The sequence below is a fragment of the Kitasatospora sp. NPDC059812 genome (assembly GCF_042732075.1).
Classification (GTDB): domain Bacteria; phylum Actinomycetota; class Actinomycetes; order Streptomycetales; family Streptomycetaceae; genus Kitasatospora.
Genome location: NZ_JBHWIO010000016.1, coordinates 94,148 through 107,680 on the forward strand (window position 1 = coordinate 94,148; position 13,533 = coordinate 107,680).

Below are 13,533 nucleotides of genomic sequence, written 5' to 3' on the forward strand. Positions count from 1 at the left end.
GCCGAACGAACCAGCTTCACCCGATCGAGCGATTGCCCCCTTGTTCACCTCTCCGCACCCCGCACTCGCACCCCGCATGCAAGCGACCCCCGGGCGGCGCGTCCGCCACCCGGGGGTCGAATGAGTCGGCTCAACGAGCCTCAGCAGCTCGGAGCGTGACTCAGAAGTTGGCGCAGTGGTTGCCGAACGCCGGGTTCAGCACACCGATCACGCTGACGGTGTTGCCGCACAGGTTGACCGGGACGTGCACCGGGATCTGCACCTGGTTGCCGGCGACGACACCCGGGGAGCCGGCGGCCACACCCTCGGCGGCGGCACCGCCGTGAGCGGACGCGACACCGGCGGCGGCGATCACCAGGCCACCGGTGGCGGCGGCAACAGCGGCGATCTTCTTGACCTTCATCATTCCTCCTGTATGGACAACGCAACCCGTTCGGCGGGTTGCACAGGGATGAACGAGGGTGTGGCAAACGGGGTACGGAACAGATTTGCCATTCACTCGCAACGGTGACGTCTCGCACGCACGCTCGATCCGCATTTCCATGCAGGATCGTTTCTGTTGATCTCCTTCGCCCTGTCCCAAATCATTAGCTCGGACAATGCGGACGGCCCGCCCCCGGCACTCCGGGAACGGGCCGTCCGCCCGAGGTGCTCAGCCCAAGGAGCTCAGCCCAAGCCGCTCGACAGACAACGCTCGGCAGGCAACGCTCAGCAGGCGTCGAGGAACCGGTCCAGCACCCGGACGCCGAACTTCAGCCCGTCCACCGGCACCCGCTCGTCCACGCCGTGGAACATCCCGGCGAAGTCCAGCTCCGGCGGCAGCTGCAGCGGCGCGAAACCGAAGCAGCGGATCCCGAGGTCCTGGAACGACTTGGCGTCCGTCCCGCCCGACAGGCAGTACGGCACCGCGCGGGCGATCGGGTCCTCCGCCCGCAGCGCCGTCTGCATCGCCTCCACCAGCGCGCCGTCGAAGGTGGTCTCGATCGCCTTGTCCGAGTGCAGGCTCTCCCGCTTCACGCGCGGGCCCAGCACGCTGTCCAGCTCCGCCAGGAACTCCTCCTCGTAGCCGGGCAGGAAGCGCCCGTCCACGTGTGCGGTGGCCTGGCCGGGGATCACGTTCACCTTGTACCCGGCGCCGAGCATGGTCGGCTGGGCGGTGTTGCGCAGCGTGGTGCCGATCATCTTGGCGATGCCGCCGAGCACCCGCAGGGTCTCGTCCATGTTCTCCGGGTCGAGCTCGACCCCGAGAGCGTCCGACAGCTCGTTCAGGAACGCCCGTACGGTCTTGGTGATCCGCAGCGGGAACTTGTGCCGGCCGAGCCGGGCGACCGCCTCGCACAGCTCGGTGATCGCGTTGTCGTCGTTCTCCATCGAGCCGTGCCCGGCGCGGCCCTCGACCGTCAGGCGCATCCAGTGCATGCCCTTCTCGGCCGTCTCCACCAGGTACAGCCGCACCTGGTCGTTGACCGTGAAGGAGAAGCCGCCGACCTCGCCGATGCCCTCGGTCACGCCCTCGAACAGCTCCGGGTGCTTGTCCACCAGGAACCGCGCCCCGTACGTGCCGCCGGCCTCCTCGTCCGCGACGAACGCCAGCACCAGGTCGCGCGGGGGCTTGCGGCCGGTGCGCAGCCGGTCGCGGACCACGGCGAGGGTCATCGCGTCCATGTCCTTCATGTCGACCGCGCCGCGCCCCCACACACAGCCGTCCGCGATCTCGCCCCCGAACGGGTCGTACGTCCAGTCCGCGGCGTTGGCCGGCACCACGTCGGTGTGGCCGTGGATCAGCAGGCCCGGGCGGGAACGGTCCTCGCCCTCGATCCGCACCACCGTCGAGGCCCGCCCCTTGGCCGACTCGAAGATCTGCGGCTCCACCCCGAACTCGGCGAGCTGCTCGGCGACGTACTCCGCCGCCTTGCGCTCCCCCGGGCCGGAGCCGTCCCCGTAGTTGCTGGTGTCGATCCGGATCAGATCGCGACAGATCCCGGCGACCTCCGACTCAGCCGTCGCCCTCGGCCCCGCCGACTCGCTCCGCTCGCTCACGGTCACTCCTCGTCTTTGGCCCGCACCGACGCACCAGCGCGCCACCCCCAGGACCTGCACCCGGGCGTACGAGCACGTACGCCCATCCTCCCCCAGCCCCCGACCCGGATCCACCCCCTGCGCACCCCCGAAACCCCCTGGTCACGCCCCCGCCACCACCCCCGCACCCCCGCCCCGAACCGTTTTGGGACCCCAAGCCGATCTTTGCTACAGTTACATCTGTCAGCGCGGCCGACAAGAGAACGAAAGCCGCAAAGACAACACCCGGTCCGGGTGGCGGAATGGCAGACGCGCTAGCTTGAGGTGCTAGTGCCCTTTATCGGGCGTGGGGGTTCAAGTCCCCCCTCGGACACCAGCTAAGACCCCTGATTATCAGGGGTTTTTTGCTTTTCCGGTCACGGTGCAGCAGTCACGTGACCAACCTCGTGACCCACCGGCCGGCGGACTTGCCCTTGGACCAGGGCGGATAGGCCCAGCCGGCCCGGTGTCGACGCCCACCCCCGTGGCGGAGTCCGCCCCTGCGGGGGAAAGCGGTACCGATAGCACCCAGGCCTGGTGGAACCACAGCACGCACTACTAGCGAGTCTCCCGCAGCCGTGGCGCGCTGCCTGTCCGCCTCGACGGCCGGCCGGGACCCGGGGTCAGCGTGCGTCCGCGAGGAGGAAGTCGAGCAGGATCTGCCGGCTCGTCTGGGAGGTGAGACTGCCGTACGCGTCGTCGAACGCGTGGTCGGCGAAGGGCAGTTCCTTCACCTCCACGTCGACGCCCTGCTTCCTCAGCGCGTCGCCGAGGCCGGTGACGGTCTCGGGGCGGGCGCTGCGGTCGCGGTCCCCGACGACGAGCAGGGTGCGGGGCAGGCCGGGGCGGACGTCGGACGTCGGGGACACCTCGCGGTAGCGGTCCGGGTACTGCTGCGGGGTGCCGCCGGTGTACATCTGCGCCGCCTCGCGGGTCCCGGCCACGTCGTCCTCCCACATCTGCGCGACGTCGGTGCCGGGGTAGAAGCCGATCACGGAGGCCGGGGGCGCAGGGGTGGCGCCCTCGGCGGCCTTGATGGTGCCGTTCTGGAGGCGGTAGGCGGTGTTCATCGCCAGGGTGCCGCCCGCCGACATGCCGCCGAGCGAGATCCGCGCGCCGTCGACGCCGTACACGTCGGCGTTGCGCTGCACCCAGCCCATGGCGGAGACGAGGTCTTGCGGGGCCTTGTCCCAGGTGGGACGGTCGGGACCGGCCAGGCGGTAGTCGACGGCGAAGACGGCGACGCCGTGGTCGGCGAGCCAGCGGCCGGTGCCGCGCAGGTCGTTCTTGTCGAAGGTGTGGAAGCCGCCGGCGTGGGCGAGCACGACAGCCGGGGTCCGCTTGCCCGGGGCCTTCGCGGGCAGGTACGCGTCCACCCGCAGGGGCTCGCCCTCGGGGCTCGCGAACGTCTCGGTCGCGTCCGGCTTCGCCGCGGGGTAGGAGAGTTCGGTGAACACCTGGCCCAGCGAGATGTCGACGCCGGCCTCCCTGGCGGCCTGGAACTGGATGCCGCCGATGACCAGGGCGCCCACGGTGCACAGCGTCGAGACGCCGGTGACCACGCGTCCCCAGCGCACCAGGCCGGCCCGCCAGGCCAGCGCGGCGAGGCCGGCGGCGACGAGGGCCAGCAGGGCCGTGTGGAACGGGTACTGCCCGCCCAGGACCGGCCCGATCACGCCCGCCTTGGGTATCGAGGGGACGTACGCGCCGAGCACGATGGCGACGGTCAGGAACGCGAGGAACGACGCCAGGACGGCGGAGGCGGCCCGCAGGATCCGGACGGGCCGGCCGGGCCGGGCGGGCGAGGCGGCGAGGCTTCGGGGTGTGGTCATGGCTGTACTCCTGCGATGGTGCGCGGGGCGGTCGCCGCCGCCCGCGGAACTTGTCGGGAGCCGCGAGGTCCTCGGAACCGCACACGGGGGCGGCGAGGACCGGCTCGTACAAGAACGCTAGGAATCCGGCACCCGCACGGGCCTCACACCGCGGAGCCATTCTCCGGAGCAGCTCTCAGGTAGGGGGTCGGAGGGAGACGTCCGGGCCAGTGCCGCCGCACTACCGCGGGATCACAGATCGGTGCGGCCGGGAACGACCAGTCCCGTCTCGTAGGCGAGGACTGCGGCCTGGGTTCGGTCCCGCAGCTGCAGCTTCTGCAGGATGCTGCCCATGTGCGTCTTGACGGTCTGCTCGGCGACGACGAGTTCGGCGGCGATCTCCGCGTTGGACAGGCCCCGGGCGACCAGCGTGAGCACCTCGGTCTCGCGGTTGGTGAGGACGTCGATCCGCACCTGGGCGGGCGGTTTCGCCGAGCCGCCCAGCCGGGCGAACTCCGTGATGAGCCGCTTGGTGAGTCCGGGCGACAGCAGCGCGTCCCCGGCCGCCACGACGCGTACCGCCTCGGCCAGTTGGACCCCGGAGGCGTCCTTGAGGAGGAACCCGCCGGCGCCGGCCCGCAGCGCCTCGTACACATACTCGTCGAGGTCGAAGGTGGTCAGGACGAGGATCCTGGTCGACAGGCCGGCCTGCCCGGTGATCCGGCGGGTGGCCTCGATGCCGTTCAGTCCGGGCATCCGGATGTCCATCACGATCACGTCGGGGCGGAGCTCCTCGGCCTTGGCCACCGCGTCCAGGCCGTCCACGGCGGTCGCGATGACCTCGATGCCGGGCTGGGCGCCGAGGAGCACCGAGAAGGCCTCGCGAACCATCGCCTGATCGTCGGCGATCATCACTCGGATCGTCATGCGGTCTGTTCCCTGTCTGTCCGGACGGCTGGGGCGGCGGGCACCGGCAGCAGCGCGGTGACCTCGTAGCCACCGTCGGGGGTGGTGCCGGCGGAGAACTCCCCCCCGAGCATCACGGCACGTTCGCGCATGCCCAGGAGGCCGTGCCCGGCTCCCGGCGAGGGCTCGGCGGCCGCGGTGCCGGGCCCGTTGCGGATCCGCAGCCGCAGGGCGGCGTCGGTGTACGTCAGCTCGACGCGGGCCGCGGCGCCCGGGGCGTGGCGCAGCGTGTTGCTGAGCGCCTCCTGCACGATGCGGTAGGCCGACAGCTCCACGCCCTCGGGCAGCGGTCGGCGCGTCCCGGAGACCACCGCCCGCACGTCGAGCCCGGCCGCGCGCACCCCGGCGAGCAGGTCGTCGAGCCTTTCCAGGGTGGGCTGCGGAGCCTCGGGAGCACGCCCGCCGGGACGGTCCTCGGAGCGCAGCACGCCGAGGAGGCGGCGCAGCTCGGTCAGTCCCTCCAGGGCGCCCGCGCGGATGTCGGCCAGCGCCGCGACCAGTTCCCGGGGCGGGTCCGCGACCCGGTACGGGGCGGCCTCGGCCTGGATGGAGATGACGGACATGTGGTGGGCGACCACGTCGTGCAACTCGCGCGCGATGCGGGCGCGTTCCTCCAGGACCGTGCGGTGCGCCCGCTCCTGCGCGAGGGCCCGCTCCTGCTCCGCGAGCCGGGCGCGGACCTCCCTCGTCCGGCGCACCCCGGTCGCGGCGGCCACGACGAGGGCGAACAACACCAGCACGATCACCGTGAAGTACCAGGGCCCGATCCGCCCGCCCGCCAGCTGCAGTCCCAGCAGCAGCGCGGTGCTCAGCGCCACCGTCTCGCCCGTCACCCGCGGCGGGTTGCGCAGCGCGACCAGGAACGACAGCCCAGCCTGCACGGCCCACGCCCATCCCGTGTACGGCGCGAAGGGCGGGTACAACGAGAACACCGGCAGCATCACCAGCGACAGCCACCAGGCCGGCAGCGGCCGGCGCAGCGCCGGTACCAGGAGCGCGGCGTGGAGCATCCCGAGTGGCCGCAACGGGATGTCCTCGGTAGCGGAGACGGCCGCGAAGACCGCCACCGCGACGACCGCGCCGTGCGGCAGCCACCTCAGCAGTCCCGGCCCGCTCATGGGCGGCATGGGCTGCGGGGCCGGGGTGAACAGATCCTTCCTCACGGTGTGCAGCGCTCCGCGCACCGACCACCTCCTAGGGGCTCTCAGCAATTCGGACGCTCACGGTGCCTTCCTCGGCCGGGGTGCATTCGGTCACCACGCTACGGAGCGGACCCGCCGGCCGGCCTCCCGCCGCGGAGCCGTTCTCGGCCTGGCTCTCAGGTATGAGGCGTCACGGGCGCCCGCCTCCGGAGGGGCCGCCCGACGATGCGTCCGCAACGGCGGCCGGCCCCTGGTGTGGGGCCGGGGCTATCGGGTGTGGAGGCGGTGGGCGGTGCGCCGGACCCACCAGAGGGCGGCTGCGGTGACGGCCAGGGTCCAGGCGAGTTGTGCCGCGGCGTACGGGTGGCCCTGGGCTGCGGAGCGGGCGAGCGGGAACAGGAGGGTGCCGACCGCCAGCGGGCCGCGCAGGTACCAGAGCGCCACCTGGCCGGGGCCGGTGTTGCCCATGGGGGTGTTGACGCCGATCGTCAGGTGCATGGGCACGACGCCCCGGTAGGAGCTGACCAGCGCGGCTGCGGTGAGTGCGGGTACGGAGGCGAGGAGCGGGAGGAGTCCTGCGGTGTCCCGGCCGGCGAGCGCGCACGCCAGTGCGCCGGCTCCGGTGAGCGCGAGGAGGAGACCGCCGGGCACCGCCGAGTGCTGGAGGGCGAGCGACTTGAACGTCCAGGGCAGGTTGGTGGAGCGCCGCGGGTCGTCGCTCTCCAGCCGGGCCGGCTCGGTGAGTTGGGCGGCCGCCAGGTATTCGGCGACCAGGGACAGCACGACGACGATCTGCTGTGCGGTCGAGGTGAAGGAGGGGGCCGCCGCGGTCAGTCCGACGGCGATTCCGCTCCAGGCGACGGCCCACCCCAGGCGGCGGGGGTTGCGCAGCAGGCAGGTGAGGTCGCGCCACGGGACCAGCAGCAGCCGGTGCCGCGGCATGGGGAGGCGGAGCCGGGGGGTGCTGTTCCGCTCCTTGAGCCGCGGCACTCCGGAGCGGGCCTGGCGGAGGTCGAGCATGAGGACGGACGTGCTGATCTGGGCGGCGACCGTCGCGCGCAGTCTGAGGGCGGCTTGCGGGATCGCGGGCAGTTCCCGCCAGGCGAGGGCGAGGGCGAGCACCGGGGTGCCGACGGACAGCACCGTGCCGACGGCGCCCGCCGTACCCACGAGGCCGAGCGCCCACAGGAGCGGTTGGGACGCCCACCCCCACGGGCCCGACCAGAGCAGGAGGCCTTGCAGCCAGCCCGTCCGCCCCTGCGTCCATGCCGTCCACACGCCGGCGGCGGCGACCGCGGCGAGGAGCCACCCCGCGGCGAAGACCCTGCGGCCGTACCGGGACATCCACTGGTCGTGCCGCTCGACCAGGACGCCGACCGCGCTCGTGGTGAGCGCCACCGAGACGCCCGTCCAGGAGCCCGCGAGGGTCAGCAGGATCCACGACTGCGGGGCCAGGCCCTGCAGCAGGAAGCCCGCGACCGCGCCGGCGACGCCGCTCACCACGGAGGCCAGCGCCACCGAGGACCGCAGCCCCGGCGCGAGCAGGGCTCGCCGGTCGACGGCCGAGGGCAGCAGGAAGCCGGTGGTGGCCCGGTCCAGCAGGACCGGGCCGCGCCACATCGCTCCCCGGCCGGTGAGCAGCAGGGCGAGGATCAGCACCGCCGGGATCAGCGCCAGGAGCGTCGCGGACGCCTGTTCCCCGATCTGCACGGGCGGCCGGTCGGCCGCCCGGGTCGAACTCGTCCACTGGAGCAGGGCGGGGACGCCCCAGCAGCCGCCCACCAGGAGGACCGTGTAGGCGATGAACCACGCGCTCCTGCGCTTCTCCTGGCGCGTGCCGCTCCGGGCTTCGCGCAGGAACAGCAGGGTGTCCGCGGTGCAGTCCCCCGACCTGTCGGGCACCCGCGCCCTCGTCCCGGTCGCGGGTGCCACGCTGTCGCTCAAACCGTTCATCCTTCCCCCTGCACCGCCCCGGACGGGCCCGAGTGCCCCGAACGCGAGCCGACTTCGACGATCTGGTCCGCGACCTCGTTCAGGGCCCGGTGGTGGGTGGCCATGAGGACGGCCGCTCCGCGGTCGCGGTGCTCCGCGATCAGGCGGGCGAGGGCGGTCCGGGCGTGGGAGTCGAGCCGCTGTTCGGGCTCGTCGAGGATGAGGAGGTCGTGCGGCCGGATGAAGGCGGCGGCGAGGAGCAGCGCCTGGGTCTGTCCGGAGGACAGGGCCGAGGGGAACTGTTCGGACTGCGCCGTGAGGCGGTGCGACTCCAGCGCCCCGTCGACCGCGGCATCGGCTCCGGCGCCCATGCCGTGCGACAGCGCCACGAGCCGCAGGTGCTCCCGCACGGTGAGGTCCGGGTAGAACGCACCGGGATCCATCACCGACGCGACCCGCTTGCGCACGTCCAGGGAATCCTCGTGGATCTCTTCCCCGTCGAAGACGACCGATCCTCCGGACGGTCTCTCCCGTCCGGCCGCCACGCGGAGCAGGGTGCTCTTGCCGGATCCGTTCTCCCCGACCAGGGAAACGCACTCACCACGGTGGATGCGGAGGGAGACCCGGTCGAGCACGGTGCTGTCACCGTACGCGTGTGTGACGTCGACGAGTTGCAGCAGCGGTGCGCCCGCCGCCTTGCCGGTTTTGTTTTTCAATCGACGAGCCGTCTTCTCTCGGATGATCGAAACGTTCATTTTCACACTTTTCTGAACATTGGGCCGATCATAGCAAGGCGTCCCAATCCTGCAAAGCCGACCCAAATACACCCTCCGGGCGGCCCGACATGCGCCCTCCGGCCGAACCGGAACCCGAACCCGAGGCCGTCAAGTCAAATGGGGTGATTCGAGGCCATACGGACTGTTCGGCGGAATCCGCCACCCGCCCGGATTCTCGATCAAGGCCTGACCTGCGATATCAATGATCGAATACAGGAACACCCGGGGACTCCGCAACAAAAGGGGCATTGCACAGAATTCGAGGAATGTCCACCTACAATGGAATTGGTCAATTTCTTCGAAATTATCCGCCGCCGATTCGCATTGTGCACACCATGAACACATCAAGGGTCTTCCCGTGGTTACCGAAACGACATATGGTCGAACGGCAGCGGCCGGCAGCGGACGTCGGTCCTCTGTGGGTTGGCCGCTGTCTCCACCATCAAAAGGAGAAAGAGTGAACGCCACCGAATCGCGTGTCGAGTTCGTGACCGATGCCGTCAACGCTTCGTTCGCGGAGGCGCAGGAGGGTTTCGTGAACGCACACAACGCTCCCGCGATGACCACCCCCACCATCATCGCCGTGTGCGAGGTCGTCGTGACGGGCAGCACGATCTGCCTCGGCTGCTGAACCAACTGACCCACCGGTGACACCACCCATGTGAGCAGACGGGCCGGAAAGGGGTACGAGCGGTTCCCCTTTCCGGCCCCGCTCGACCGGAGCACGAGGACGCGTGAATGCCATTCACTAAGATCGTCAACGAGCCTTCCCACCCCATATCGCGCGAGGACGCGCATTACTGGACGCTGGCCCCGGCCGCGGTGGGCGAGATCATCAGCGGCCTCGAAGCCTTGACCCGGACAGCCGCCTACGGACCCAACGGCCTTTTGCAGGGCCTGAGTTCGACACGCGATCGCAGCGTCGTCCCGCAGGCTCTCCGCAAGGCGATCGACAGCCGCGGCGGCGCCGTCGCCATCAAGGCCATGGGCGTCGTCGGCGGAGCGCTGACCCTGACCGGCCGCAGGAGCCGGGCGCAGCAGATCACCGGAGCCGGCCTGATGCTGGCCTCCAGCGGCCTGAGCAAGTACCGCACCTCGTTCGGCAGGGACGGGGCGGACCACATGGCCGCCCTGATCTGCGGCTACCGCGTGCTCACCGCCTTGGTCCCCGAGGCCGAGAAGTCCGACGACCTCTTCCTGCGCGCGGTCAACGCCCAGACCTTCATCGCCTACGTGACCGCCGGCGCGGCGAAGGCGATCTCCAGTACCTGGCGGTCGGGCGAGGCGCTGGAACAGGTCCTGCAGACCCAGCAGTACGGGGACAGCGCGGTCGCCAAGTGGCTGAAGAAGAGCCCGCTGCTGTGCAGTTCGATGACGTGGTTCACCATCGTCTGGGAGACGGGGTTCCCGATCGTCTACCTGCTGGCACCGGCGGACGCCCGCAGGGCCCTGGCCGGCGTCAAGCTCTTCCACCTGGGCATCGCCGTGACGATGGGCCTGCCGCGGTTCTTCTGGGGATTCAGCTCGGCCCACGCGGCGGTCCTCTACGCCGTGGACCGCCTCCCCAGGAACGGGGGCCGGGGATGAGGTTCGAACGCCAGGTGGTCGCCACCTTCGGGGCCGCCGCCGTGGTCAGCGCCTACCTCTCGTACATCCGCCTGGAGGAGGAGTACACCCGGCGCGGCGGACTCAAGGGGACCTCCCTGATCCAGGGCCCGGACGGCCTCGCGATCGAGTACGCGCTCGATGGCGGGGAGCTCGGCCCCACCGCCCCCGTCGCGGTCCTCGAAAGCGGCCTGGGCGCGCCGCTGGAATCCTGGGACTGGGTGGCCGGGCTGCTCAGCCGGCGCTTCCGGGTGCTGCGCTACCACCGCAGCGGGTACTGGCGCTCGAAGAGCAGGCTGCGGCCGGCCCAGTTGGTCGAGTTCCTCCTGCAACAGCTCGCGCCGCAGGGCGACGTCGTCCTGTGCGGCCACTCGATCGGCGCCCTCACCGCCATGAACGTCGCGGCGGAGTCCGCGTACGTGCGCGAGCGCGCCACCGTCCTGCACATCGTCGACGGGACGGACGCCGTCCTCCTCGGTGAGGACCGCGGGTCGAAGAGGCGGGTGGCGCGCTACAACCAGGACACCGCGCGACGGCTGCTCGGCTCGGCCCTGGGCACCACCCGCTGGCTGACGAGCCCCACCGAGCGGGAACTCGAATACCGCCCGGACATCCAACGGGCGTACCTGGCCTCGATCTCCAGCCCCCAGGTGCTGCTGGCGGCTCGCCAGGAGTACCTGCACGAGCCCCTCGCCGGGCAGGACTTCGTGGCCGCCGGGCCGCTGCGGCGCGTCGTCATCTCGGCCGCCAACAACACCGAGCAGCAGCGCAAGCTCAGCGAGCGGGTCGCCGCGGACTTCCACGTCGTGCCGGCGAGCAGCCACCGGTCCATCATCGCCAAGCCCGCCCTGGCGCAGCAGACGGCGGCGATCATCCTGGAGAACTCATGAGCGCGTGGCGCAGGGCCGTCGCGTCCCTGGTCAAGGCCGCCCTGGTGACGCACGTCGTGCTGACGGTCTTCGAGAACCTGCCCGACGACAAGCTGCCGATCAAGATGCGCCTGCCGTTCTTCCCCGACCTGCCGCAATGGCGCTTCTTCGCCCCGAACCCCGGCATCGAGGACCTGTACGTCTTCTACCGCACGCGCGCGACGCCCGCGGACGGCTGGACCACGTGGGCCGACCTGGCCATGCGGAACGAGGCGAAGCCGCTCGCCGTGCTGTGGAACCCGGGGAGCCGGGTTCCCAAGGCGCTGTTCGACATGGCGTCGCAGGTACGCACGCTCGCCTCGAACGGGGCCATGTTCGAGTGGATGCTGAACAGCGACGGGTACAACCTGATGGCCGGGGCCGTGCGGGACGCGTGCAGGAAGAGCAGCGAGTCGGGCGACTACCAGTTCATGATCGTGGCGTCCGTCCCGACCGAGGGTGCCGACGGGATCAAGCCCATCATGATCTCGCCGGAACTCGCCCTGTGAACCGGGGGAATACCGAGATGCCCGAAAACACCGAAAGCACCGGAACCGGCGGAAGCGCTGGAAACACCGGAAACGCCGGAAGCGCCGGAAGCGCCGGCAATCAGGAGATCCCCGATCTGGGCGAGAAGCGGATCCTGTTCATCGTGACCGGATCCATCAACGCCGCGCTCACGCCGTACTGGCTGCACTGGCTGCGCCAGTCGTTTCCCCGGATCACGAGCGACCTCCTGGTGACCAGGTCCGCACAGCGTTTCGTGACGCTCGACGCGCTGCGCCGACTGGTGGGCGGCGACGTGTGGACCGACGACTACGCCGACCCCTCCCTCCCGGAATCCGCGCACGTGGAGATCGGCGAACGCGTCGACGCCTTCGCCGTCTTTCCCGCGACGCTCGATTTCGCCATGCGGCTCGCCGCGGGAAACTGCAACACCCCCGCCACCATGGCGTTGCAGATCACCGACAAGCCGATCGTGCTCGCCACCGCCTTTCCGGCCGGAAATGCCGTCGTCGAACGCAACATGGAGCTCCTGCTGCAGCGCCCGAACGTCTCGGTCAGCCAAACCGTCGCGGCCTACAGCGTCGGGAAGCGAAAATGGGAGGGCGAGACCGGCTTCTACCTGCCGTCGGTCCTGAAGGAGCTGGAAGGAATGTTCGATGCGGAGGGCCGCCGGTAGCACCAGCTCCCGGTGAGCGGCCGCCCCGCCCGTGGAATCCCGCGCGGCGGACCGACCACGAACGAGGCGGGCCGAGCATGAAATGGAACAGCGACGTCGCGGTCGTGGGCAGCGGGCCGAACGGCCTGGCGGCGGCCGTCACCTTCGCCCGCGCCGGGCTGCACGTGGACGTCTACGAGAGCCAGGACGAGATCGGCGGCGGCCTGCGCACGCACGCGCTGTTCGACAGCGACGTACGGCACGACATCTGCTCCGCCGTCCATCCGATGGCCGCCGTCTCGCCGTTCTTCCGCCGGTTCGACCTGTCGGCCCGCGGCGTCGACCTGCTCCAGGCGGAAGCGTCCTACGCCCATCCGCTGGCTGACGGGCGAGCCGCCGTGGCGTACCACGACCTCGACCGGACCTGCGACGCACTGGGCCGTGACGGCGCCGGCTGGCGGCGGCTGATGGCACCGCTCATCGGCCGCAGCACCGAGATCGGGGAGCTCTTCCTCTCCGACTTCCGCTCCGTCCCCGCGTCCCTGCGGACTCCGGCGATGCTCGCGTGGCGGTCCCTGGTCCACGGGACGGCGCTCGCCACGCGCCGGTTCGCGACCGACGAGGCGGCCGCCCTCCTCGCCGGGGTGGCCGCGCACGCCGTCGGCAGGCTCCCCAGCATCGTCGGCGGGGCCGTGTCGGTCTTCCTCGGCCACCTGGCGCACAGTTCGGGGTGGCCGGTGCCGCGCGGCGGGAGCTCGGAGATCGCGGCCGGCCTGGCCGAGGACATCCGGCGCCACGGCGGGCTGATCCACACCGGTGCGCGCATCACCGAGCTGGCGCAGGTGCGCGGTTCGCGCGTCGTCATGTTCGACACCGGGCCGAAGGAGTTCTCGGCCGTGGCGGGCGACCGATTGCCCGCCGCCTACCGGCGACGACTCGGCAGGTTCCGGTACGGGCCCGCGGCGGCCAAGGTCGACTTCTTGGTGTCCGAGGCGATCCCGTGGCGCAACACCGACGTGGCCAGGGCCGCCACCGTGCACCTCGGAGGGTCGCAGGCGCAGATCTACCGCCGGGAGTCCGGGGGGGGGGGCGGGGGGGGGCGGGGGGGGCGCCCCGCGGGGGGGTGTGTGGTCGCGCGGGCCGGCGACCCGCGCGGGCGGCCACCGCCGGGGC

At 71.2% G+C, this 13,533-nt stretch carries 13 protein-coding genes and 1 tRNA gene; 7 read left to right on the plus strand and 7 right to left on the minus strand.

From position 1 onward, the window contains the following. Window positions 1–160: 160 nt before the first annotated feature. Both ACFV6D_RS11565 and ACFV6D_RS11570 read right to left on the minus strand, forming a co-directional pair. A complete protein-coding gene (locus ACFV6D_RS11565) occupies window positions 161–403 on the minus strand; it encodes a chaplin (RefSeq protein ID WP_063346933.1) in 243 nt (80 codons plus the stop codon). A 305-nt stretch (window positions 404–708) separates the two neighbouring features. Further along, the gene (locus ACFV6D_RS11570) at window positions 709–2,040 is read right to left on the minus strand and encodes a M20/M25/M40 family metallo-hydrolase (RefSeq protein WP_063346934.1); all 1,332 of its coding nucleotides are present in this window, start codon (window positions 2,038–2,040) and stop codon (window positions 709–711) included. Window positions 2,041–2,307: 267 nt separating this feature from the next. Here ACFV6D_RS11570 and ACFV6D_RS11575 point away from each other — a divergent pair. Next, a tRNA-Leu gene (locus ACFV6D_RS11575) sits at window positions 2,308–2,395 on the plus strand. A 286-nt stretch (window positions 2,396–2,681) separates the two neighbouring features. On the opposite strand, the gene ACFV6D_RS11580 is transcribed toward ACFV6D_RS11575, so the two are convergent. The 5 genes from ACFV6D_RS11580 to ACFV6D_RS11600 all read right to left on the minus strand — a co-directional run bounded on the left by ACFV6D_RS11580 (window position 2,682) and on the right by ACFV6D_RS11600 (window position 8,625). Further along, complete coding sequence (locus tag ACFV6D_RS11580) at window positions 2,682–3,890, minus strand: alpha/beta hydrolase (RefSeq protein ID WP_380559364.1); 1,209 nt, start codon at window positions 3,888–3,890, stop codon at window positions 2,682–2,684. Window positions 3,891–4,121: 231 nt separating this feature from the next. Next, window positions 4,122–4,796 carry a response regulator transcription factor gene (locus tag ACFV6D_RS11585; protein ID WP_363377203.1) on the minus strand — a complete coding sequence of 225 codons (675 nt, stop codon included), beginning with the start codon at window positions 4,794–4,796 and terminating at the stop codon, window positions 4,122–4,124. Further along, window positions 4,793–5,998, minus strand: coding sequence for a sensor histidine kinase (locus tag ACFV6D_RS11590; RefSeq protein WP_380559366.1), 1,206 nt, complete (start codon window positions 5,996–5,998; stop codon window positions 4,793–4,795). Before ACFV6D_RS11590 ends, ACFV6D_RS11585 begins: the two co-directional genes overlap by 4 nt. 246 nt (window positions 5,999–6,244) lie before the next feature. Further along, window positions 6,245–7,921: a DUF6297 family protein gene (locus ACFV6D_RS11595; protein ID WP_380559368.1), complete on the minus strand. Its 1,677-nt coding sequence runs from the start codon at window positions 7,919–7,921 to the stop codon at window positions 6,245–6,247. A 5-nt stretch (window positions 7,922–7,926) separates the two neighbouring features. Continuing rightward, the gene (locus ACFV6D_RS11600; protein ID WP_380342717.1) at window positions 7,927–8,625 is read right to left on the minus strand and encodes an ATP-binding cassette domain-containing protein; all 699 of its coding nucleotides are present in this window, start codon (window positions 8,623–8,625) and stop codon (window positions 7,927–7,929) included. A gap of 517 nt (window positions 8,626–9,142) precedes the next feature. Here ACFV6D_RS11600 and ACFV6D_RS11605 point away from each other — a divergent pair. The 6 genes from ACFV6D_RS11605 to ACFV6D_RS11630 all read left to right on the plus strand — a co-directional run. After that, window positions 9,143–9,316, plus strand: a complete 174-nt coding sequence (locus ACFV6D_RS11605) for a cypemycin family RiPP (protein WP_159398383.1) — start codon at window positions 9,143–9,145, stop codon at window positions 9,314–9,316. A 107-nt stretch (window positions 9,317–9,423) separates the two neighbouring features. Continuing rightward, the gene (locus ACFV6D_RS11610) at window positions 9,424–10,272 is read left to right on the plus strand and encodes a hypothetical protein (protein WP_380559370.1); all 849 of its coding nucleotides are present in this window, start codon (window positions 9,424–9,426) and stop codon (window positions 10,270–10,272) included. Further along, a complete protein-coding gene (locus ACFV6D_RS11615) occupies window positions 10,269–11,180 on the plus strand; it encodes an alpha/beta hydrolase (RefSeq protein WP_363377198.1) in 912 nt (303 codons plus the stop codon). The genes ACFV6D_RS11610 and ACFV6D_RS11615 overlap by 4 nt, the downstream gene beginning before the upstream one ends. After that, the gene (locus ACFV6D_RS11620) at window positions 11,177–11,707 is read left to right on the plus strand and encodes a hypothetical protein (protein WP_063346942.1); all 531 of its coding nucleotides are present in this window, start codon (window positions 11,177–11,179) and stop codon (window positions 11,705–11,707) included. Before ACFV6D_RS11615 ends, ACFV6D_RS11620 begins: the two co-directional genes overlap by 4 nt. A gap of 17 nt (window positions 11,708–11,724) precedes the next feature. Beyond that, window positions 11,725–12,381 (plus strand): flavoprotein, encoded by a 657-nt coding sequence (locus ACFV6D_RS11625; protein ID WP_380559372.1) that lies wholly within the window; start codon window positions 11,725–11,727, stop codon window positions 12,379–12,381. A gap of 77 nt (window positions 12,382–12,458) precedes the next feature. After that, a partial coding sequence (locus ACFV6D_RS11630; protein WP_380559374.1) for a phytoene desaturase family protein occupies window positions 12,459–13,533 on the plus strand: 1,075 nt, incomplete at its 3' end.

What these genes read in the sequence shown, in the direction of transcription:
- ACFV6D_RS11565 (WP_063346933.1), bottom strand. Translation starts at nt 403, where the DNA reads ATGAAGGTCAAGAAGATCGCCGCTGTTGCCGCCGCCACCGGTGGCCTG.
- ACFV6D_RS11580 (WP_380559364.1), bottom strand. Translation starts at nt 3,890, where the DNA reads ATGACCACACCCCGAAGCCTCGCCGCCTCGCCCGCCCGGCCCGGCCGG.
- ACFV6D_RS11585 (WP_363377203.1), bottom strand. Translation starts at nt 4,796, where the DNA reads ATGACGATCCGAGTGATGATCGCCGACGATCAGGCGATGGTTCGCGAG.
- ACFV6D_RS11610 (WP_380559370.1), top strand. Translation starts at nt 9,424, where the DNA reads ATGCCATTCACTAAGATCGTCAACGAGCCTTCCCACCCCATATCGCGC.
- ACFV6D_RS11615 (WP_363377198.1), top strand. Translation starts at nt 10,269, where the DNA reads ATGAGGTTCGAACGCCAGGTGGTCGCCACCTTCGGGGCCGCCGCCGTG.
- ACFV6D_RS11620 (WP_063346942.1), top strand. Translation starts at nt 11,177, where the DNA reads ATGAGCGCGTGGCGCAGGGCCGTCGCGTCCCTGGTCAAGGCCGCCCTG.
- ACFV6D_RS11625 (WP_380559372.1), top strand. Translation starts at nt 11,725, where the DNA reads ATGCCCGAAAACACCGAAAGCACCGGAACCGGCGGAAGCGCTGGAAAC.